Raw genomic sequence first — 21,074 nt, 5'->3', positions numbered from 1 at the left:
GCATGCGAATAGCCGCCGTAGGCGATGTACATCTCGGCGTCGACTCACACGGGCTGTGGCGGCCTACGCTGCGCGAGCTGCCCGAGCACGCCGACATCCTGCTCCTCGCAGGCGATTTGACGCGCCACGGGACGGTGGAGGAGGCGAAGGTGGTGGCCGCCGAGTTCGCCGATCTCGGCGTGCCGGTGGTCGCCGTGCTCGGTAACCACGACTATCACAGCGAAGCCGAGGACGACATCACCAAGCTGCTTGTCGACCACGGCGTCACCGTGCTCGAAGGTACCGCCGCCACCTATACCATTTCCGGCCGGACGCTCGGCGTCGCCGGGACCAAAGGGTTCGGCGGCGGCTTCGCGGGCAAGTGCGCGAGCATCTTCGGCGAGCGCCAGATGCGCGACTTCTCCTGTCACACCGTCGCACTCGCCGATTCGCTGGCCGACGCGCTGGCCGGGCTGTCCACCGACGTCACCGTCGCGCTCACCCACTACTCCCCCGTCAGCGATACGCTGCACGGCGAACCGAGGGAGATCTACCCGTTCCTCGGTTCCTACCTGCTCGGCGAAGCGATCGACAACAACGGCGCCGACCTGGCACTGCACGGCCACGCGCACGCGGGCTCCGAACGCGGGACCACACCGGGCGGTATCCGGGTGCGCAACGTCGCCCAACCGGTACTGCGCGCCGCCTATGCCATCTACGAACTGGACCCGCCGAAGGTCGCCCCCGCGGTCACCCCGGCGTTCTGACCGGACGCCGCAACCCGAGGAATACACCCGGCTTCGCCCCCTTCCGGGCGGCGGCCGGGCGTCAGCCGACGATTCGGAACGTCTCGGGCGGTAGACAGCACCGAGCCGTCGTGGTAAACCGGTAGAGGTTGAACAGCCAGCCGTAGCGTCCCATGTGCGGGTCGCCCGCCACGCGGCGGTGTGTTCATTCATCACCTGCCCACCGCGTACGCCCGCAGCCAGGACGAGTGGTTAGTGCAAGCCTCGGACGCAAGGGGTTAGTGATGACAAATACCATGGCCGAGCCGAAACCCGTCGCAGTAGCCAACGAGCTGCCGCTGCCCATCGGTGAGGTGAGTCGCCGCCGCGCCAGTAGTTCCGATACCGCTGTGGTCACCGCACAGGGAGATCTGGACGCGTCCCACATACCCGGCCTGCGCCAAAAAATTGCCAGAGCGCTCGGCTCCTTGGACGAGGGAGCGGTGATCCTCGATTTACGCGAGGTCGAGTTCCTCTCGCTGAGCGTCGCGTGCGAACTGGTCGAGATCAAGCATCGTGCCGCGCCGCGCGGCCTCGACCTGCGGCTGGTCTTTCACCATCCCGCCGTGCAGCGGGCGCTCGACGTCACCGGCGCGTTCCTGTTGTTCCCCGCTTACCCGTCGATCGAGGCGGCCGCCGAACGCCGACCCGCCTGATCAAACAGCAGCCAGCCCCCGCTGAGCACCTGCTCAGCGGGGGCTGTCGGCGTATCGAGCCAGGGGCCTGTCAGCGGTTCGCACCGCTGTGCTGGCCGCCCTTGGCCTTGGCCTCGGTGGGCTGAGCCTCGGCACCCTTCCTACCGGCGGCCGACGGATCGGCGCTGTTCTTGTCGCCAAAGCTACCGGTACTGGCCTGGCCGCCCTTGCTGGCCTGCTGCTCGGTATCCGCCCGGTTGCCGAACTGTCCCGGGTTGTTGGAGTCTGCCATTGCGTTTCTCCTTTCCGATCGACGTTCGAGCCTCAGGGTTGGCTCATCTGCCGGGTGCCCGGCCGCGCATTGCTGAAACATCGCTAGGGCGAATTTTCTGTCGAAAGATCTTGGTAGGCAGCACCTTACGGCTCGCCGGCGGGGTCCGGCCTACCTGCTGACCACTGCGGATGACGCACCGATCCGATTCGGCAGCCCGGTCGCTGTGCCGGTTCGCTTTTTACGGCGACCGCCACTTCTCGTCGGTCAGGATGGTGCCAGCCTGGGGACCCATCAGCAGCAGTCCGCCGTCGACCACATACGAAGCGCCGGTGACATATCCGGCCGCGGGCGTCGCGAGGAAGGCCACTACGGCCGCTACCTCCTTCGCGTGACCGGGACGGCTCAGTGGGATGCCCGGCCGCGATTCGGTGCGCGGGTCGACATCGTCCTGGCCGGTCATCGGCGTCGAGATCTCGCCGGGAGCAACCGAATTGACGGTTATGTCGTGTTCGGCGAGTTCCAGTGCGAGCACCTTGGTCAGCGCGCCGAGGCCAGCCTTGGCGGCGCAATACGGCGCCGCACCGACCCGGGGTGCGTGCTCGTGCACGCTGGTGATGTTGATGATCCGGCCGCCCCGGCCCGCCTCGATCATGCGGCGGGCGGCGCGCTGCGCACAGAGAAACGCACCGTCCAGATCGACCGAGAGCACGTGGCGCCAGGTATCGAAATCCATCTCCATGGCCCGTTGCGCGGTGCCGGTACCCGCGCAGTTCACCAGCACATCGATGCCACCCAACTCGTCGGCCAATTCATCGATCACCGCGGCCGCGGTCGGCAGATCGCCCAGGTCGAGCCGCCGGACCGCCGCGGTGGCGCCACGCTCGCGCACCTCCGCCGCGGTGCGTTCGGCGCCCTGCGCGTCTTCGTGATAAGTGATCCCGACATCGACGCCGCCGCCGGCCAGTGCGACCGCGATCGCCGCGCCGATGCCGGAGTCGGAGCCGGTCACCACCGCTCGAAGCGGTGCGCCCGCCCGGTCCTCCGGTAGCGGAGTGGGAGTTGTCATAATCCTCTTCCTTCCGTGGTCGATGCCGACAGCGGCCGCCGCCGCAGGGCGAGAACGAGGGGCGGCACGCGTCGCACGTTCTGAACTCCGGTTCCCCCCCTACCGCACATACCCGGTCGGTTCCCGGGCACACCCGGCGTTTGCCCCCACTACCGCGTCGATGCCGTCACCGGTCGTGCCCCGCGAGACGGCACTACCGTTGACGTACAACAACTTCGGGACGGGAATTCGCGGACGCCGCCGAGGACAAGGTCATGTCCGCACCCACCGGGAACGCGGGCGAGCCGACGCTGCGGCCCCGGTAGCGATCCCTCGGCTACCGTCGCAGCCGAATCAGGTGGATGCGGAGTGCCGCTTCTTGTGGGCCGTCAATAGCAGGTGGTCGATGCGGGAGCGCATGGATGCCTCGGCGGCCGGGACCCGGTTCAGTCCGGAAATCAGTTGTTCGGCGAGGACCCGCAGCTTGGTGTTGGTCTCCTGGGAACGCCAGCGCAGTACTCGGAACGCCTGTTCGGCGTTGATCCGATAGACCACCATCAGCACGCCTTTGGCCTGCTCGATCGCCGCTCGGGCACTGAGCAGTTCGGGCAGCATGACGTCGAAGCCGGCGCGGTTGTTCGCCTCGTGCTCGGCTCCGTCGGGCGTGGCCTCCGGCCGAACCGTGTCCAGCCCCCCAGGACGCCCGATCAGCGTCTCGGTGACATCCACATAGAAGCCGACCGTGCCGATGGTCTTTCCGGCCGCATCGTGCATCGGCTCCGAAACCACGATCACCTGGCGCACCGCCCCGTCGGTGTCGATGATGCGATGAGTGCTCGAAAAGGGCGTGTCGTCTTCGACGGAGGTCACCAGCGCGGCTTCCACTCGATCGCGGTCGTCGGGGTGTTTATGGGCCAGCAGTAATTCGGTTGTCGGCTCCACCTCCCCCGGGCGGTAGCCGTGCATGCGGGCCAACTCGTCGGACCATTCCCAGCGGCGGTCGGCGAACCAGAACCGGAAGCCACCGGTACCCAGCGGCGTGCCCGCGCCGACCACCCGCTCGACTGCCTCGAGGTAGTCGTGGTCGGGCTCGCCGCCGGTACGCATGGTCCCATTGAACTCCTAGTTGGCTGGAGATCTCGCCGAATCGGTTTCGTGCGGCCACGCGGCGCACCCCGGCGGATCGCAATTCTCGACCGGTATCCGGCAATCTGGCGCGTTGGGTCGGCGACGGTCCGCTCCTACGGTTGGTGCTGTGACCGATATCTGCCGGGCGAGACCATAGTGCCGCACGTCGAGCGCTACACCGTGCACATCGATGCGCACGAATTAGCAGACCTGCGTACCCGATTGGACCGGGTCCGACTGCCCGAACGCGAGACCGTGCCGGACGCGGCGCAGGGGTTCGAACTGGCGCGGTTGATGACGCTGCTCGACGCCTGGCGCGCGCACGACTGGCGCGCCGCAGAGGCCCGGTGGAACGCGATTCCGCTCTATCGGGTGGTTCTCGACGGTCTCGGCATCGCGTTCTGGCATGTGCGCTCCCCGGAGCCTGCCGCGTTGCCGCTGGTGCTGACCCACGGCTGGCCCGGCTCGATGCTCGAATTCGAGCAGGTGCTCGGCCCGCTCAGCGACCCGGTCGCGCACGGCGGTTCCGCACGCGAGGCCTTCCACCTGGTGGTGCCCGCGCTGCCCGGCTTCGGATTCAGCGACCGGCCGCGCGAGCCGGGCTGGCACCCCGGCCGCACCGCGCAAGCCTGGGCCGAGTTGATGACCGTGCTCGGCTATCGACGCTTCGGGGCACACGGCGGTGACTGGGGTGCTTTCGTCAGTACCGAGCTGGCGCGGATCGCCGCCGACCGCATCGTCGGTCTGCACCTGACGACGCCGGTGGCCGCGCCGCTGCCGCAGGACCGGCGCACGGCGAGCCCGGCCGAACAGCGCATGCTCGACCGGCGCGACCGACACATGTCCGACGGCTACGGTTTCGGGATGCTGATGGGCACCCGACCACAGACCCTCGGCTACTCGCTCCTCGACTCCCCCGCCGGACTGGCCGCGTGGCTCGGCGAGAAGTTCACCGCCTACGCCGATACCCGCCCCGAAGCCGGTGGCGGCGTATCCCTTTCGCGGCAGCTCGACAACATCGCGCTCTACTGGCTGACCGGCACCGGCGCGGCGACCGCCCGCTGGTACTGGGAGGCGCTGCGCTGGGTGCCGCGCACCGCGGCGGCGGAGAACGCGCAGCCGGTGACCACCCCCACCGCCTGCTCGCTGTTCCCCGCCGACCCGTGGCCGACCGCGCGCCGCTGGGCCGAACGCCGCTACCCCGACCTGCACAGCTGGCACGAACTGGATCGCGGCGGCCACTTCCCCGGCATGGAACAGCCGGATCTGCTGGTCTCCGAGATCAGACACGCATTCCGCGGGCTGCGGGGCTGACCGGCCCGCACCGAGGCGGGCCGACGGCCTCAGCAGGTTGGGGACGGGGAGTCACCGGCGAGGCGGAACTCGAAGCGGATCGCGCCGGGGGGCGATGCGGGTAGGACGATCGCGGCGCCGTTGCCGGGCGTCCAGGTTCGGGGAACCAGGACGTAGTGGCCGCCGATGCGGGTCAGCGGGACCAGGCCGTCGTAGCGGAACCGGTAGGCGGAGCCTGCGGCCGGATCGGTGTCGCAGCGGGTCGTGTGGACGTCCGATCGGGAAAGGTGCAGGTCCTTTTCGCTGTAGATGACGACCTGGGCGCTGCTCGGTAGTTGGGCGGCCCACTCGCTGGCTCGCGTCTGGGCGACCGCGATGGAGTAGTCGGCGGCGATCCAGAACAAGCTGATACCGATCACGGCGAACAGGATGGCCCACTCCGTCACCGCGGCCGCCTGCGATCGCGGCGGCGCGGTCTCCGGCAACTGAGCACGTAACCTGTTGCGGCGCAGCACTATCAGCGACCACAGCACCAACACTCCGACGATGATCGAGACAGGTGCGACACAGAGCCCGTCGTTCAACGGAGTCACGACGAACACCCGGGACGCCCCGTTCAGCAGCACCGCCACGGCGAGCACCGTGATCACGGCGTTGAGCCACCACGCGGGCCTGCGTTCGCGCACCGAGTTCGGCAGGGCCGTATAGCCCCACAGCACGGCCATGCAGAGCAGACCGACCACGATCAGCGGCACGAACAGTGCGTCGACCGTGCGCATCAGGTACTCGCGGATGCTCGGTTCCAGTGTGGTGGAGTCGACGCCGAAGTAGTGGAAGAACCGGTAGACGTGGTTCCAGCCGAAGAAGAACAGCAGAGCCGTCAGCAGCGTCGTCGGCGCGACGAACTGTCCGATGGACTTCGCGACCTGAGTGAATCCGTCGAACGCCGACCCCGCCGGGGCCGGTGGCTGCTCAGCCGGTGGGTGTGACACGGGGCTTGCTGGTCGGGCGCGCGGTGCTCGGCGTGGGCCCGGTGGTCGGGTCGGGATCGTCGGTCACCGACGTCTTGGGCAGATACCCCTCGGTGCCGCAAGGAAGTTGCTGCGGGGCGCTCGGACCGGTGACGAGCGTCAGGGTCGAGCCCGGAGTGAGCAGCACCGACCCGTTCGGCGACTCGTCGTTCGGCGTCGGGTCCGCCTTCCCGCCACGGAAGGAGACGTACTGACACACGCTGAACTGAGTGGCGGTGCTGTCCACGGCGGTAGCGATGCGCACACAGTCATCACATTCCCTGGCGATCCTCGTCTGCGCCAGATCACGGACCGTGACGAGCGGAAGTCCTTGCAGCTCGGTGAATGCCGGAATGCGGATGGGCGCGCCGGGAACATTTCCGGCATTGGTCTTTTCGGGTCGTCCCGGTGCTCCGGGGACCGTCGCCGTCTCCGACGTCCGCTGTGCCGTCGTATTTGCCGGCTCTCGGTCGGGTATGGAGGTACTGCAGGCCGCCGCCGACGCGAACGCCGCCACGACCAGAATTATGGTTCGCCGAATGTCCATGGCGCACTCCTTGCCTGCCGAAACACGCTCACCACCGGCAAGATTTCTCGGCAGCTTTCAGCATCCTCCGTTCGGCGGGCGCGCACATGAGTAGTGCGCTACCTCAATAGCTGAGGTAGCGCACTACCGGTTCGCGCCTGCGAGGGGGCAAGCGCGATGATCGGCCTACACCGACTCGGTGCGGGTTCTACGCCGCAAGACCATGGGTAATCCGTCGCGCGGCCGCAGGGTCAGCGTGTGCTCGGGCGCGACCCGCGCACCTGCCGCGAGGTCGAAGGTGTAGTTCTGGGTGAGCATGGCGAGGATGAGTTTGGCTTGAATGCGCGCGAAACCCAGCCCGATGCATTGGCGGTGGCCCGCACCGAATGGCAGATAGGCATAGCGCGAACGGGGTTTCGGGCTCCCCGCACCGGTTGCCGGATAAACGAACTGTTTGTTCTCCGGCAGGAAACGGCGCGGGTCGAAACCTTCCGGATTGGGCCAGGATTTCGGGTCGTGGTGCAACAGGTAGGACGCCACGTACACCGTCGCCCCGGCGGGGATGGCGTAGCCGCCGAGCACGTCGTCGGCGGCGGCCTGCCGTTCGATCAGCCAGGACGGCGGATACAGGCGCATCGCCTCTTCGATGACGGCGGAGGTCCACGGCAACTCGTCGAGGTCGGCCGGGGTGGGGCGGCGGTCGCCGAGCACGGTGTCGACCTCGGCGATGAGCCGTTCGCGCGCCTCGGGATTGTTGGACAGCAGCATCAAGGTCCAGGCCAGCGAGTAGGCGGTGGTGTCGTGGCCGACCAGCAAGAAGGTGACCAGCTCGTCGCGGACCTGGCGCGGGCTCATGGCCGCCGCGCCCTTCTCGTCGCGCGCGTCGAGCAGCAGGCCGAGCAGGTCGTGCCGGTCGTCCTGCGGGTTCGCCTGTCGTTCCCGGATGAGCCGCGCGACAACGTCATCGAGCACAGCGACCGCGGCGTCCAGCTTGCGCCAGCGTGGGGCCTGCAGCCGCAGCGCCATATCGGGCGTGACGCCTGGCAGCCGGGCAGGCAACCAGGTGAGCAGCGAGGTCATGGCTTTGCCGACGCAGCGCAGGATCTCGACGAGCGCCTCGTGCACGTGCGCGGCGTCCTCGGACAGATCGCTACCGAAGAGCGCGGGTGCGGTCACGTCGAGCGTCAAGGCGTTCATGGCGACGGAGACGTCCAGCTGATCCCCGTCGGGCCGGGTTTCCCAGCGCCGCAACGAGCGGTCCGCCGCGGTGATCATGTACTCGGCGAAGCGATCCAGCTGACGGCGGGCGAACAGCGGTTGCATGATCCGGCGCTGCCTGGTCCAGGCGTCGCCCTCATTGGTCAGCAGCCCATTGCCCAACGCCATCGCCGCCACTTTGGCATTGAGGGTTTTGACGTAGTTGCTCTGGCGTCCCACGAAGACGGTTTCGACGAGCTCGGGATCGTTGACGATAAAGAAATGCCCACCCGAGATGTCTATTCGGACGACATCGCCGTACTGCTCGATGAGGCTCTGGAAGGCCAGGCAGGGATCGTTGCGGATTTGCGCCATGGCCCGGAACGCGGCCAAGCCGGTGGGCCCGGGCGCGCGCATCGGGTCGGCGACGGTGCCGACACGGGGTGAAACTTCAGTCACGGTGTTCGCTTCCCATATTTCCCACACGAAATGGGTGACTTTCAGGGAGATCTGGATGCTATCTCGTTTTCTCCAAGATCAGGGGTTGCCGCCCGGATTTCAACCCCCCATCCGGGGCATGCCGGATGGCGGACGGCTCTGCCAGACTGAGCCGATGCGCGACGATGCCGGTCGAAACCTGATGCTGGAACGGGTCGCGCACCCGAGGGAGCCGCACGAGATGTCGACGCTGCGCGGTGGGGATACGTTGCGCGCCAAGCCGGTTCGGGGTCGGTCGGCGCGGCGGGGCGCTACCCGCCGCCTGCCTGGCGGGTCCGCCGGGGACGGGACGAGGTCGCGGGCCGGGCCGATCCGAATCGCCGAGGTCACCTGAGTCCACACTTTTTGAAGTGGCCAGGGGGGTCGCGCCGCCGGGGGGTGAGAGGATCGATATGGAAGCGGTAGAGCAATTCCTGAAAGAGCATTCGATCACGATGGTCGAGCTCGCCACGCCGGATATGACAGGCGCTATCCGGGGGAAGAGAATCCCGGTCGAAACATTTCTGACCAGTGGCCTTTCGGGTGGGGTCGGTTTGTCCTCGGCGGTATTGGCCTGGGATTACCAGATGGAGGTCATCCAGACCGACGATTACAGCTGGTCCAATGGCTACCCCGATATATTCCTGCGCCCCGATGCGGCGACGCTGCGACTCGTGCCGTGGAAGCAGCGGACCGCCCTGGTCTTCTGTGACGTCGTCGACGCGGCGGGCAAACCGGCCACGGTAGCGCCGCGCGAGGTACTGCGCCGGGCCGTCGCCGAGCTCGAGCAGTCCGGACTCTCGCCCTACATCGCCATGGAGAGCGAGTTCTACGCACTCGACGCGCAGACGCTGCGCCCCCACGGCGACCGGAACCCGGTCTACAGTCTGCACGACAATCATTACCTGGAGCCGTTTCTCGACGACGTCTGCCAGACTCTGCTCAGCGCCGATGTCGAGGTCGAGGCGTGCGGGGCCGAGTACGCGCCGGGTCAGGTCGAGATCAACCTCACCCCGTCTGACCCGCTCACCGCGGCCGACGGGCTGCTCTTCTTCCGCTATGCCGTGAAGCAACTGGCACCCCGGCACGGATTCCGGGCGAGCTTCATGGCCAAGCCGTTCGGCGACCTCTCCGGCAGCGGCCTGCACATCCATCAGAGCATGTGGCGCAAGGGGAAAGACAATGCGTTCTGGGACGCGGGCACGCTGAGCGGCATCGGTCACAACTACGTGGCCGGGCTCCTGAAGTACGCCGCCGAGCTACAGCTCGTGTCCGTCCCGACGCCCAATGGCTACAAGCGCGTCGCCGACCACTCGTTCGCGCCGACGAACCTCTCCTGGGGTGTGGACAACAGGTGCGCGGCGGTGCGCGTCCTGGTCCGCGACGCGGGCGGCACCCGGGTGGAGACGCGCATCGCCGCGGCCGATGCCAACCCCTACCTGCTCGCCGCAGCCCAGCTCACCGCGGGCCTGGCCGGCGTCACCGAAGACCTGAAACCGCCACCGCCCGCGGCGAATTCCTATGTCTCGGATGAGTATCCACCCCTGCCGGTGAACATCTGGGCGGCCGCGAACCTGTTCGGCGAGAGCGAGTTCGCCAGGCGCGCGCTCGGCGCGGCGACGGTGGAGAACCTGTGCCGGGTGGCGCGCAGCGAGGCGGCGGCGGCGCAGCGCGAAGTGACCGATGGGGAGCGCGCCCGGTATCTGGATTCGGTGTAGTCGGCGATGCCCCGTAATTCTCGAGAAAACAGGAGATAGACCCGTGTGTGGTGTGGTCGGATTCATTGACAGCGGATTACGCAGAGACCAGCGACTGGATCTGGTACGGCGGGGCATTCGGGCGATCGCCCATCGCGGCCCGGACGAAGTGGGCCTGTACGACAGTTCGTCCTTCACTCTCGGCACGGTCCGCCTCTCGGTCATCGACCCGAGGCTCGGCCAGCAGCCCATGGTGACCCCGGACAATCGCTACATCGCGGGCTTCAACGGCGAGGTGTTCAACTACATCGAGCTGCGCAGCGAATTGGAAAGCTACGGAGTGCGTTTCAAGACGAACTCCGACACCGAGGTGCTGCTGCACTCCCTCGCCTATTGGGGAAAGGACGCATTGCTGCGCCTCAACGGGCAGTTCGGCTTCGTCTTCTACGACAAATGGGAACGGCAGCTCATCCTCGGCCGCGACCGCTTCGGCGAGCGCCCCATGTTCTACACCGAGCGCAACGGCACCTGCTACTTCGCCTCCGAGGTCAAAGGGCTGTTCGCGTTCCCCGAAGTACCCCGTGAACTCGCCGCGGACAAGGTGCGCCGCGCCATGCGGTACTGGAGCCCGGTCCCCGGCGAGACCTGCTTCACCGGCATCGACGCGATCCCGCCCGGGCACATACTGACCGTCCGCGACGGCCGCCCCGAGCTCACGAAGTATTACCACGGCATCGCGCAGCAGAACGCGATCCCGGCCCCGAAGTCCTTCGAAGAGGCCAAGGTCGGGCTTCGCGAGGTCATTCAGGAGTCGATCCGGCTGCGCCTGCGCACGGACTACCCGTTGGGCACCTACATCAGCGGCGGCATCGACTCCGCGGTCGTCTCCTCGGTCATGAACGAGCTGATCGACGAGCCGCTCACCACATTCTCCATCGACGCCGCGGACAGCCCGGTGGACGAGTCGCCGTACCAGCAGGCGATGGTGGATCGGCTGGGCAGCAAGCACACTCGGATACCGGTGACGCGGGCACAGGTCCGCGAGCGGTTCCCGCATGTGGTCCGGCAGTGTGAGCAGCCGCTGCATTTCACCGCGCCGGTGGCCTACGGCGTGATGGCCGAGCAGGTGGGGCTGGCCGGGGTGCGCGTCATCCTCGGCGGCGAAGGCTCGGACGAGCTCTTCGCCGGATACGACGTGGCCAAAGAGGCGATGATTCTCGAACGTTGTCTGCGCGGTGGATCATTCGCCGGCGCGGCCGAGGAGCTGGAGCTGGCGCTCAACGACATGCGCTACAGCGACGCCACCAACGCCGCCGCGATCCTTCGGTTCTACGCGGATCGATCGGACCGCGATTTCACCCTCGGTGCGCATCTGCGGCGCTTCGAGACCGAGCCCGTCGACCAGCTCATCGACGCGTCGGGTGACGTCTTCGACGACCACGCCGTGCTGCTCGGCAGGCTCCGCGCCGACTTCCCCGACTTCGATCAACGACCGGCCATCGACCGATCGATGCTGGTGGACATGCACACCTTCCTGATCGGCTACGGCATGACCTGCCTTGGCGACCGCGCCGGAACCGGTTTCGGCGTCGAAGGCCGGTATCCCTTCATGGACTCCAACGTCGTCGAGTACGCGGCGTCATTGCCCATCGAGTGGAAGTTGAACGGCGCCCGCGCGAAACACATTCTGCGGGAGGCCTATGCCGACCGGCTGCCGCACGGGATCGTCAACCGGCCGAAGTTCGGGATGCGGCTGCCCGGTGCCGAGGCGCTGCTGCCCGACGGCACCGACTGGGTGTCGGACATCCTGTCCCCCAGCGCGATTCGCCGGGTCGGGTTCCTGGTGCCCGAGGCGGTGGACCGGCTCGTCGAGCAGGTGCGCGCGTCGGAGGCGCCGCGGGTGCCGTACCCGTTCGGTGACGCGTACGTACACCTGCTCAGCGTGCTGCTGATGGAGGAGTTCCTGATCAACGACTTCCAGGTGCCCGAGGTCGATATCGACCGAATCATGATGCGCGACATCGACGGCGACCACGACCCGGTGGGGACGGCCGCGCGCTGATCGACGCGCGCTCGCCGACGTGGGCCAGGCGAGCTTCCCGAGTTAGTCCAGAGAGGATCCATCATGTCTCATGTCGATTTGGTCGACGATGTGCGAGAAGTCGGGACGGCGGTCCTCGAAACCCTTGCCGCCCATATCGAGACGGCAAGGACCGGAGCGGGCGAGGTCGTTTCCTCGGCCGACATCGATACGGTCGCCAAGCGGCTGGAGCTGCGCCGGTGGGTCGAGGAAGGTGGGATGACGCTGCCGGAGTTGCTGTCGTTCGTCACCACCTACAGCGATATCTCGGCAGGCCACCACCACCCGGGATACATGGCCCATCAGATCGCGCCGTCGGACACCCCCGGCGTGGTCGCCGACCTGCTCCAGGCGATGACCAACAACATTCCGCTGGTGTACGAGCTCGCCCCGGCGGCCGCGGCGGTGGACCGGGCGGTGTGCCGGTGGATGCTGGACCACGTCGGCTGGGGGGCGACCGGGCTCGGGGCGATGACAAACGGCGGCACGCTCGGCAACCTGACCGCGCTGCTCGCCGCCCGTTCGCACGCCGACGCCACCGCGTGGCGGGACGGAAACCCCGGCGATCTCGTCATTTTCGCCCCGGCGACCAGTCACTACTCCGTGCGCAAGGCCGCCGCCGTCATGGGGCTCGGCGAACGCGGCGTGTACCCGCTGCGCACCGACGCACTGGGCCGGATCGATCCGGCGGAGCTCGAGCCCGCGCTCGCCGAGGTGCGCGCGCAGGGTAAGCGTCCGGTCGCGGTGGTGGCCAACGGCTGCGCCACCGGAACGGGCCTGTACGACCCGATCGCCGAGGTGGCGCAGTTCTGCGAGGCCAACGGCCTGTGGTTCCACGTGGACGGCGCGCACGGCGCCGCCGCGCTGATCTCGCCGCGCCACCGCGGCCTGCTGGCAGGCATCGAGCGGGCCGACTCCACGGTGTGGGACGGGCACAAGATGCTGCGGACCTCGGCGCTGTGCACCGGGGTGTTGTTCCGCGAAAAGCGTTATCTCGACACAATGTTCAAGCAGGACGCGAGTTATCTGTATCGACCCGAGGCCGAAGACGTCGACCCCGGGCAGTACACCTTCGAAACCTCCAAGGCGCCGCTCGGTCTCAAGATCCTGCTGACCCTGGCCTATCGCGGTGAAGCCTCCCTGCGCTCTTATATCGAGCGGCAATACGGCCTCGCCACCGATTTGTGGGAGCTCATTCAGGAGCGTGCCGATTTCACCGCGCCGTATCAGCCGCAGAGCAATATTCTCTGCTTCCGATATGAGCCCTGGGGCGACCGGCAGCTCGAATTGCGGGCGCGGCTGATCCAGGACGGTCGGTTCTATCTCTCGTCTTTCGCGCTGGGTGGCCGTCCCTATTTGCGCGCCGCGCTCATGTCACCGACGACCGATCGGCAGACGTTGAACGACCTGCTGGAGGTGATCGTCAAGGTCGCCGAGGCGTGATTCTCGCCGCGTCGATTGTGCTGAGACAACGCGGATTAGGTGTAAATACAGCTGCGTGTGCACCGGTCGGGCAATGGCATCGGGGGCTGTCACCGATCTACGCGCGAACGAACGCTACCGATCCGTGATGTGAAGTACCGCCTATCGCAAGCACCCTACCGATGAAACCGGCGCTGCCCCACACTAATTCAACCGCATAGGCATACTTGTCGGCGCACCGGCCGGTATTCTGTGGCGACGATTCGGTTTACGCCACGCCTTAGGTTGGGGGTTGTCGTGGATCGGTTACCGGCAATCGACAATCGCGATCTCGCGGTGCGCCTTTCGGTGCCGTGCGAGCGCTGGGGCTGGGAATTCACCGTCCCCGCGCCACCGGCGCCCAGCCCCGTGCGCGAGTGCGCGCCGCGCTGGGCCGAGCAGCCGCCCCCGGCGAAGTTGCGGCGGTTACACGAGCAGACCCGGCGATTGCCGGTCCGCTTCGGGGTCGGCGCGGCGGCATCGGCCTGGGCGACGGTGCTGGCGGCGGCGTGGGGGTTCGCGCTGTGGCCGGTCGTGCTGCCCGCAGGCGTGCTCGCGTCGGCGGGCTGGTGCGCGCAGACGATGGTGCGGCATTCGGCGGCGCGGCGGGCATACCAGTCCTGGCGTTCTGCCGAGATCGCGAGATATGAAGCGGCGCACAAAGAATGGGTCGCGCGGGTGGCCGAGCACGATCGCCGCGAGCGGTCTCGCGTTTCCTCGACGGTGCTGTGGCATCCGCTGCGGCTCGGCCGGGAATCGGCGCGGGTGGACGTGTTCGGCGGGACCGCCGACGGCTGGGCGAGCCTGCTCGGCACCCTCGGTGCGTCGCTGCTGGCCACCGGCGCGCGGATGCTGGTGCTCGACTTCACCGAGCAGCGGGTCGCGGTCGAGTTGGCGGCGCTGGGCCGGGCGTGTGCTCATCCCGTGTCGGTCGCCGTGCTGCCGGGCGGTGGCGTCGATCTGCTCACGGGACTGGCACCGGCGGAGGTCGGCGAGGTCGTCGCCGAAGCCGTGACGACCCTGCGGGATTCGGACGCACGCTCGGCCCAGTCGCGCGGATTGGCCGCGGAACTAGTCGAATTGGTGGCCGCGAACCTGGTGCGCCCGGTGACCTTCGGCCGGATAGCCGCGGGAATTCGATTGTTGCGCAGCATCTCCGAGCACGAGGCGACGTTATCCGGTGAAGAGATCCGCCGAGTCAACCGACTGCTCGACGTGGTCGGTTCGGCGGAGTCCGCGCGGGAAGAACTGCGTTTCCTCGGCGGCCTGTTGAGCCTGTTGGACGAGGGCACACCGGACCCCGCGACCGGTATGCCGGTGTGGCCCGCGACGGGGCTGCGGATCATCGCGACGGAGGACGCCAACGCGCGACGGAAGGATCTGCTGGACCGGGTGGTGTTCCACCGGGTACTGCACGGTCTGCGCTGCGGTGAACACACCGGTCCCGGCAGCGTGGTGGTCGTCGCCGGGGCCGATCACCTCGGCTTGGCCGGGGTTGAAGCGCTGGCCCGGCATGCGCGGCGCGCGGGCGTGCGCCTGGTGGTGCTCGTCGAACATCTGCGCGGCGACCTCACCCAGTTGCTCGGCGGTTCCGACAGCGCCTCGATCCTGATGCGGATGGGCAACGCGGCGGAGGCGGCCGCTGCGGCGGACTACGTCGGGCGCGGGCACCGATTCGTACTGTCGCAGCTCTCCGATCAGATCGGTCGCAGCTTCACCGCGGGCGTGTCCGACACCAGCGGTGACTCACTGACCGCCACCACGACCGAGGGCTACTCCGGCACGTCGGTGAGCGTCTCGGATTCGGTGTCGCGGGCGGCGACCTGGTCCAGCACGACGAGCTGGTCGGGGTCGGACTCCACCTCGACCGGCCGCACCTACGCCCGCGCCTACGAGTACTCGATCGAACCGACCACCTTCCAGTCCTTACCGGCGACCGCTTTCATCCTGGTGGAGACGGGCTCGGGTACCCGGCGGGTGGTGGCCGGGGATTGCAATCCTGGAATCGCGCTGCTGAATCGGGTCGCGGCCGAGCCGCTCCAGCGCAACGGCGGCCCGCCATGACCCCGTTACCCGGATTCGGTTTCCATCAGCTACTGACCACGCCGATTCCCTCGATGTCCGAGGACGACGGCGCGCAGGCCGGTGCCGAGGCCGCGCTGTTCGCCGCGCTCACCGCCGCCCACGGCGAACTGCTCGCCGCCGCACCGGATGCCGGGCTCGCGGTCGCGTGGGACCGCCGGGCCGGCGAGCATCGGCTGCGTTTCCTCGTCGGCGGCAATCCGCGGTTTCCGCCCGTGCTCGCCGGGGATGGCGACGTTGCGGTGATGTATCCGCCGGGAAGCACTGCCCGCGTGGCACATTCGGTGCTGCGGGAGTGGGCGCGCGTGCCGACGTGGCTGCGCTGTGGTGGGCGGCCGGATTCGCTGTCCGTCCAGGAGGCGGGTACGCAGACCCGAGCCGGCCAGGGGCGTGGGTGTTTCGAGGACTACGTCGCGCATCTGCCGGGCGAGTTCGTCTGGCTCACCGTCGCGCAGCCGCTCAGCTGCGCTGCCGTGGACGCCGAGCTGGCCGACCTCGAGGTGCGGCTGCCGCGCCTGCGCGCCCGCGAGAACTCCGAGCCCGATCGAATCGCGTTGCAGCGCGGCGAGTTCCGATACCGCGAGTTGGCCCGCGCCCGCGCGGCGGGCATGTGGGCCGTGCATGTTCTCGTCGGGGGCGCCGATGAGCTCAGCACCCGCCGGGCGGCCGGACTGTTGTGCAGTGCGGCAGATCTCGATGCCCTGCCGTACGTACTCCAGCCGCACTCACGCATCGCGAGCCTGGCCGACACCTGGGCCACCGCCGTTCCCACCGACCCGGCCGGGTTCGGATCCCCGTTCCTCGCCTGCGGCGAACTGCTGGCCGCGCTGGCGCGCCCGCCGCGCCGCGAACTGCCGGGGATTCGAGCCGTGGAACGCGTCCGCTTCGACCTCACCCCCGAACGCGACGGCGAGGTCGACCTCGGCGCGATCCTCGACGACGCCGATCAACCGGTGGGCCGGTTCCGGGTCGGCCTCGACACGTTGAATCGGCACAGCTTCGTGGCCGGCGCCACCGGGTCGGGCAAGTCGCAAACCGTGCGGCATCTGCTGGAAGGTCTGCACACGGCGGGGGTGCCGTGGCTGGTCATCGAACCGGCCAAAGCCGAGTACGCCGGGATGGCGGGCCGCATCCGCGCCCCGGTCAACGTCGTTCGCCCCGGCGACCCCGACGCCGTCCCCGTCGGGCTCAACCCGCTCGAACCCGAGTCGGGCTTTCCACTGCAGACCCACATCGACCTGGTGCGCGCGCTGTTCCTGGCCGCTTTCGACGCGGTCGAACCCTTCCCCCAGGTGCTCTCGCACGCGTTGGCGCGCTGCTACACCGACCTCGGCTGGGACACCGTCCTCAGCGCCGCTGGTCGGCCGGGGGTCACCCCGAAATATCCGACCCTCACCGAGTTACAGACGGCCGCACTGACGGTGGTGGACGGCATCGGCTACGGCCGCGAGATCACCGACAACGTCCGTGGTTTCATCGACGTCCGGCTCAGCGCGCTGCGGCTCGGCACCCCTGGCCGGTTTTTCGAGGGCGGCTACCGCCTCGATATCGCGGATCTGTTGCGGCGCAACGTCGTCCTGGAGATCGAGGACATCGGCAACGATGCCGACAAAGCCTTCTTCATCGGCGCGGTGCTCATCCGCCTCTTCGAACATCTGCGAGTTCATCGCGCGGCCAACGGCTCTCGACTTCGCCACGTCACGGTGGTCGAGGAAGCCCATCGGCTGCTCCGCCGGGCCGAACCCGGCACGCCCGCCGCGCACGCGGTCGAGTTGTTCGCCGCACTGCTGGCCGAGATACGCGCCTACGGCGAGGGCATCATCGTCGCCGAACAGATCCCCACCAAGATCACCCCGGACGTCGTCAAGAACACCGCGCTCAAGATCCTGCACCGCCTGCCCGCCACCGAGGACCGCGACCTCGTCGGCGCCACCATGAACCTGGCCCCGGCCCAGTCGCGCCACGTCGTCTCGCTGCCCGCCGGGCACGGGGTGGTCTTCGGCGACGGCATGGACCGGCCGGTGCGCATCGCGGTGCCGCTCGGTCAGCATCGTGAGGCTCGGTGCCAGGCACCAACACTCGCACTATCCCCCACCCCGGCCGGGCAACCACTGTTACTGCGGGATCTGCACCGAGCCCACCGCATCGCCGATGACCCGCCCCTGACCCTGTGGATAGAGCTCATGCTGCTCGCGCATCTCGTCGGACGCCCGCCGCCGACCCCCGACACCGAATGGCTGGCCGCGCTGGGTCACGCCCACCCACGGGCGCTGCTCACCGAGGCCGTCGGATTCCGTGTCCGCTCCGGTATCGACCTGCGATACACCGGCCTGCGCGAGTATTTCCCGCCCGAAGACCTGAGCCACCACCTAACCAGCAAAGCCCTCGCCACCGTCTACGGCGCCGACGGCCGCTGCGCTCCAGCCGAAACATGCTGGCAGGCAGGGCCATACCGATGGGCAGACGTAGAACGCGCGCTGAACGACCCGCTACTACCGGCGGACCACCCGCACCCGGCCACCGCAGACTGGGTCGACCGCGGACTGGTCCTGACCGGCAGCACACCGCACGAGCAACTCCGCGCATTGCACAGCCACCCCGACACCTGGGCCGATCGCCGCATCGTCACCGGACCCGAGCCCACCTTGCTGGCCGCCACCATCGCTCGCCTCAGCCACGCCGCGACCGCCGCGCAGCGCCTCCGCGCGGCCACTCCGCATCTGCACCTGTCCACCGCATGGCCGCTCGCGCTGTTGGACGCCGCCGACAGCCCTGGACCTCAGGACATCCGATGAGCATCGACGCGCGCGACCACCCCGCCGACGACCCCGGCGCCACGACAACACCCGAGCACAGCGACCTCGGCACGGCCGAGCACCGCGGTCCCGACGCCGAACACATGCGGCACGTCGAAGCCGAACAGCACACTCGGACACCAGCTCCCGAGCAACCGCGCACCACCGACAACCACCGCATGACACTCGCCGAAGAGCAGAACGCGGCCGACGTGGACGCCGAACCGGCCGGGCCGGACCCCGCCGAACGGATTGTCACCAATCAACCTCGCGGTCCCGACATCGACCCGAAAGCTCTCGAATCCGACAGCGCCCCAGCACAATACGACATTCCTGCCGGCCCTGAGGTGATCGAACCGGAACAGCGACGTACCGCGGCCGTCGACGCGGTCTGTGCCCGGCACCAGGTCGACACTCCCGAGGGCCGGGCCGCCGTAGAAAAGGCCTACGAAGTGGTCTTCGACTACCAAGCGCCATTCGTCGTCCGCCACACGATCGACATCCTCGAAGATTGCAAGAAGGATCTCGCCGCGACACCGGACGCCGTCGTCGCCTATCTCGGCCGAGACGGTCACCCCATCGCCTTGGCGGCCTACGAGTTGGATCGCGAATTCTTCGAGACCAACTGCACCGAAGTGACGGTATCGCGGTGTCTCGCGGACTCGGCCGTGCAGGACCTCGAGCGCAACGCGGGCAAGACCTTCGAGGCCATCGAGGAGTTCCGCAGCGCCCGAGACGATGTCGACCCCGCCGATATCCCCGGCGCCAAAGCCCGACTGACGCGCTACCTCGAATTGCGCGAATTACCCGTCGGCACCCCCGGCTCGACCGTCATCTTGGTCGACAGCAGTTTCAAAGGCACAGTGCAAGAACTGCTGTCGGCCACTTACCCCGATATCACCTTCCGCGGCCGCTACCTGATCTGCGGTGAGTCGCCGAACGACCCGCACCCGGGCAGTAAAACCGGGTATGCCCTGCACCAATCCGTCGACGGCGGCAGCGCCGATCCCGCCGACGATCCCGCCGCGATCTTGGCCGAGAAGGACGCGGTGCTGGCCATCGAGCACATTCTGCGCGGCCCCTACTCCAAGGCGGTCCGGTTCGGCCCCGACCACATTCCGGCCCAGGAACTGGAGTCGCCGCCCTTGGATCAGATCAACCCGCTCGACGTCGCCCGGGACTATGTCGATGCGAATGTGCGGTTGGCGGTGATGGAGATCAACCAATTCGCCGTCAGCCACTATGCGAGCGACATCGCCGCGCTGCGTCGCGCGGGCGGCGACTGGCACAACGAACTGGCAACTAAGTCGGAGACTTTCCTGCGCCAAGTGCGATCATGGGTGACACGTGACAGCGACACCGACCCGGCGTTCGCGCAGCTGTGCGATTCCTTCGTCCGCCGGACCGACAAGAACCTCGTCGGGAACCTGCGCACCGCCATCGAACACCGCGGACTCGACGACTCCGACGCAACCCAGGTTTGGCGCGACTACCAGCAACTCGGCTCGCTCGAAGCGAAAGAGGCCTTCGTGCACCGCCGCACCGATCCGTCGACAGGAGCCAGCCATGGGTGACACCGACCCCGACGAAACCCGAGAATCCCTGGAGTCGATGTGGTCGGCCCTGCTCGGTTTCGCCGACCGCTACGCCGACCTCGGCTACGGCCCGCTCGCTGCGAAGCTCCGCGCCGGTGGCCCGCCCCCGCCTCGGGTGCAGCACACGCCGATCATCATCGACACCGATATCGGCGGCGACCCCGATGATGCCGTCGCGCTCACCTGTGCCGCGCGCACCCTGCCCGAACTGGCGCTGGTGCTCACCACCGACGAGAACAACGGTGGGCGCGCGCGATTCGCCCGCCACCTGCTCGACCTGCACGGCAGGTACGACGTGCCGGTCGTCGCAGGCGCCGATCTGGGTAACACGCTCTACTACGTGGTCGACGGGCTCGTTCCCGACGACGTCCCCGCCCAGTCGACGGATGTGCTCGACGCGGTACGCAAGGTGTGTGCCGGCACCGACCGGCAGGTGCGCTGGGTGGGCATGGGCCCGCTCACCAACCTCAGCACCGTCCTACGGGAAGCGCCCGACCTCGTCGATCGGCTGGTGATCACGCAAATGGGTGGTGCGATCAATTACCGCGACCCCACCAGAGCCGAGCACAACTTCCGGCTTGACCCGGCCGCCGCCCGTTCGGTGGTCGCCACCGCCGCCGATCTGCTGCTTGTGCTCTCCGATATCACTTTTACCGAGGAGATCGCCATCAACTCCGGCTCCGACACCTATCGGCTGCTCGCGGCGGCGCACGCACCCGAATGGGCTCGTCTGCTACATACGCATCTGGATCGCTGGTTCAACACCTTCCACCCCAGCAGCATGCAGCACGACCCGCTCGCTCTGGCCACCGCGCTACAACTACCTTTCGTCGACTTCACCCGCAGGCGAATCTCCTTGGGGGACGACGCTCGAATGAGTCTCGACCCCGAAGGCCATTTCGCTTGGATCACCACGCAAGCCGACTACCCCGCCTTCCGCAGCTGGCTCACCGCTCAACTCGCTTACTGACCCCGCTTACCGACGAATTCGCTTCGACCGCAACACCAGATACCA

17 protein-coding genes are annotated in these 21,074 nt (G+C 68.0%); 11 read left to right on the top strand and 6 right to left on the bottom strand.

Translation table 11 applies throughout. The features are described from left to right. Positions 1 to 2 precede the first annotated feature (2 nt). Complete coding sequence (locus tag ACIHA7_RS08515) at positions 3 to 746, top strand: metallophosphoesterase (protein ID WP_397287090.1); 744 nt, start codon at positions 3 to 5, stop codon at positions 744 to 746. 263 nt (positions 747 to 1,009) lie between these two features. Further along, entirely contained in the window at positions 1,010 to 1,420 is a 411-nt protein-coding gene (locus ACIHA7_RS08510; RefSeq protein ID WP_397287088.1) for an STAS domain-containing protein, read from the top strand. 70 nt (positions 1,421 to 1,490) lie between these two features. Here ACIHA7_RS08510 and ACIHA7_RS08505 read toward each other — a convergent pair whose 3' ends face one another. The 3 genes from ACIHA7_RS08505 to ACIHA7_RS08495 all read right to left on the bottom strand — a co-directional run bounded on the left by ACIHA7_RS08505 (position 1,491) and on the right by ACIHA7_RS08495 (position 3,825). Beyond that, the gene (locus tag ACIHA7_RS08505; RefSeq protein ID WP_107657057.1) at positions 1,491 to 1,691 is read right to left on the bottom strand and encodes a hypothetical protein; all 201 of its coding nucleotides are present in this window, start codon (positions 1,689 to 1,691) and stop codon (positions 1,491 to 1,493) included. Positions 1,692 to 1,911: 220 nt separating this feature from the next. Further along, the gene (locus ACIHA7_RS08500) at positions 1,912 to 2,739 is read right to left on the bottom strand and encodes an SDR family oxidoreductase (RefSeq protein ID WP_397287086.1); all 828 of its coding nucleotides are present in this window, start codon (positions 2,737 to 2,739) and stop codon (positions 1,912 to 1,914) included. A gap of 333 nt (positions 2,740 to 3,072) precedes the next feature. After that, positions 3,073 to 3,825 (bottom strand): PAS and ANTAR domain-containing protein, encoded by a 753-nt coding sequence (locus ACIHA7_RS08495; protein WP_397287084.1) that lies wholly within the window; start codon positions 3,823 to 3,825, stop codon positions 3,073 to 3,075. A 177-nt stretch (positions 3,826 to 4,002) separates the two neighbouring features. Between ACIHA7_RS08495 and ACIHA7_RS08490 the strand changes: the two genes are divergently transcribed. Continuing rightward, entirely contained in the window at positions 4,003 to 5,160 is a 1,158-nt protein-coding gene (locus ACIHA7_RS08490; protein ID WP_397287082.1) for an epoxide hydrolase family protein, read from the top strand. A 29-nt stretch (positions 5,161 to 5,189) separates the two neighbouring features. Here the strand turns inward: ACIHA7_RS08490 and ACIHA7_RS08485 are convergent, their stop codons facing one another. The 3 genes from ACIHA7_RS08485 to ACIHA7_RS08475 all read right to left on the bottom strand — a co-directional run bounded on the left by ACIHA7_RS08485 (position 5,190) and on the right by ACIHA7_RS08475 (position 8,331). After that, a complete protein-coding gene (locus tag ACIHA7_RS08485) occupies positions 5,190 to 6,131 on the bottom strand; it encodes a hypothetical protein (RefSeq protein ID WP_397287080.1) in 942 nt (313 codons plus the stop codon). Then, complete coding sequence (locus ACIHA7_RS08480) at positions 6,112 to 6,696, bottom strand: hypothetical protein (RefSeq protein WP_397287078.1); 585 nt, start codon at positions 6,694 to 6,696, stop codon at positions 6,112 to 6,114. The genes ACIHA7_RS08485 and ACIHA7_RS08480 overlap by 20 nt, the downstream gene beginning before the upstream one ends. A 165-nt stretch (positions 6,697 to 6,861) precedes the next feature. Continuing rightward, entirely contained in the window at positions 6,862 to 8,331 is a 1,470-nt protein-coding gene (locus ACIHA7_RS08475) for a cytochrome P450 (RefSeq protein WP_397287076.1), read from the bottom strand. A gap of 154 nt (positions 8,332 to 8,485) precedes the next feature. Between ACIHA7_RS08475 and ACIHA7_RS08470 the strand changes: the two genes are divergently transcribed. From ACIHA7_RS08470 to ACIHA7_RS08435, 8 genes are all read left to right on the top strand, one after another. Beyond that, positions 8,486 to 8,704, top strand: a complete 219-nt coding sequence (locus ACIHA7_RS08470) for a hypothetical protein (protein WP_397287074.1) — start codon at positions 8,486 to 8,488, stop codon at positions 8,702 to 8,704. A 58-nt stretch (positions 8,705 to 8,762) separates the two neighbouring features. Further along, the gene (locus ACIHA7_RS08465) at positions 8,763 to 10,067 is read left to right on the top strand and encodes a glutamine synthetase family protein (protein ID WP_397287072.1); all 1,305 of its coding nucleotides are present in this window, start codon (positions 8,763 to 8,765) and stop codon (positions 10,065 to 10,067) included. Between the two features lie 52 nt (positions 10,068 to 10,119). Beyond that, positions 10,120 to 12,108 (top strand): asparagine synthase (glutamine-hydrolyzing), encoded by a 1,989-nt coding sequence (gene asnB, locus ACIHA7_RS08460; protein WP_397287070.1) that lies wholly within the window; start codon positions 10,120 to 10,122, stop codon positions 12,106 to 12,108. A gap of 63 nt (positions 12,109 to 12,171) precedes the next feature. After that, a complete protein-coding gene (locus ACIHA7_RS08455; RefSeq protein WP_397287068.1) occupies positions 12,172 to 13,569 on the top strand; it encodes a pyridoxal phosphate-dependent decarboxylase family protein in 1,398 nt (465 codons plus the stop codon). A 276-nt stretch (positions 13,570 to 13,845) separates the two neighbouring features. Continuing rightward, the gene (locus ACIHA7_RS08450; RefSeq protein ID WP_397287066.1) at positions 13,846 to 15,651 is read left to right on the top strand and encodes a hypothetical protein; all 1,806 of its coding nucleotides are present in this window, start codon (positions 13,846 to 13,848) and stop codon (positions 15,649 to 15,651) included. Beyond that, complete coding sequence (locus ACIHA7_RS08445) at positions 15,648 to 18,464, top strand: ATP-binding protein (RefSeq protein ID WP_397287064.1); 2,817 nt, start codon at positions 15,648 to 15,650, stop codon at positions 18,462 to 18,464. Before ACIHA7_RS08450 ends, ACIHA7_RS08445 begins: the two co-directional genes overlap by 4 nt. Beyond that, a complete protein-coding gene (locus ACIHA7_RS08440) occupies positions 18,461 to 20,038 on the top strand; it encodes a hypothetical protein (protein WP_397287062.1) in 1,578 nt (525 codons plus the stop codon). Before ACIHA7_RS08445 ends, ACIHA7_RS08440 begins: the two co-directional genes overlap by 4 nt. Next, the gene (locus ACIHA7_RS08435) at positions 20,031 to 21,029 is read left to right on the top strand and encodes a nucleoside hydrolase (protein ID WP_397287060.1); all 999 of its coding nucleotides are present in this window, start codon (positions 20,031 to 20,033) and stop codon (positions 21,027 to 21,029) included. Before ACIHA7_RS08440 ends, ACIHA7_RS08435 begins: the two co-directional genes overlap by 8 nt. Positions 21,030 to 21,074 lie beyond the last annotated feature (45 nt).

Origin of the sequence: Nocardia sp. NPDC052316 (assembly GCF_044547795.1) — a bacterium.
GTDB lineage: Bacteria > Actinomycetota > Actinomycetes > Mycobacteriales > Mycobacteriaceae > Nocardia.
Note: the sequence above shows the minus strand (reverse complement) of the source record. Positions and strands in the feature narration are given on the sequence as shown.

Bases quoted from the DNA above. Each gene is read 5' to 3' on its own strand.
- ACIHA7_RS08435 (WP_397287060.1), top strand. From the start codon at position 20,031: ATGGGTGACACCGACCCCGACGAAACCCGAGAATCCCTGGAGTCGATG.
- ACIHA7_RS08505 (WP_107657057.1), bottom strand. From the start codon at position 1,691: ATGGCAGACTCCAACAACCCGGGACAGTTCGGCAACCGGGCGGATACC.
- ACIHA7_RS08510 (WP_397287088.1), top strand. From the start codon at position 1,010: ATGACAAATACCATGGCCGAGCCGAAACCCGTCGCAGTAGCCAACGAG.
- ACIHA7_RS08495 (WP_397287084.1), bottom strand. From the start codon at position 3,825: ATGCGTACCGGCGGCGAGCCCGACCACGACTACCTCGAGGCAGTCGAG.
- ACIHA7_RS08465 (WP_397287072.1), top strand. From the start codon at position 8,763: ATGGAAGCGGTAGAGCAATTCCTGAAAGAGCATTCGATCACGATGGTC.
- ACIHA7_RS08455 (WP_397287068.1), top strand. From the start codon at position 12,172: ATGTCTCATGTCGATTTGGTCGACGATGTGCGAGAAGTCGGGACGGCG.
- ACIHA7_RS08470 (WP_397287074.1), top strand. From the start codon at position 8,486: ATGCGCGACGATGCCGGTCGAAACCTGATGCTGGAACGGGTCGCGCAC.
- ACIHA7_RS08515 (WP_397287090.1), top strand. From the start codon at position 3: ATGCGAATAGCCGCCGTAGGCGATGTACATCTCGGCGTCGACTCACAC.
- ACIHA7_RS08500 (WP_397287086.1), bottom strand. From the start codon at position 2,739: ATGACAACTCCCACTCCGCTACCGGAGGACCGGGCGGGCGCACCGCTT.
- ACIHA7_RS08445 (WP_397287064.1), top strand. From the start codon at position 15,648: ATGACCCCGTTACCCGGATTCGGTTTCCATCAGCTACTGACCACGCCG.
- ACIHA7_RS08480 (WP_397287078.1), bottom strand. From the start codon at position 6,696: ATGGACATTCGGCGAACCATAATTCTGGTCGTGGCGGCGTTCGCGTCG.
- ACIHA7_RS08440 (WP_397287062.1), top strand. From the start codon at position 18,461: ATGAGCATCGACGCGCGCGACCACCCCGCCGACGACCCCGGCGCCACG.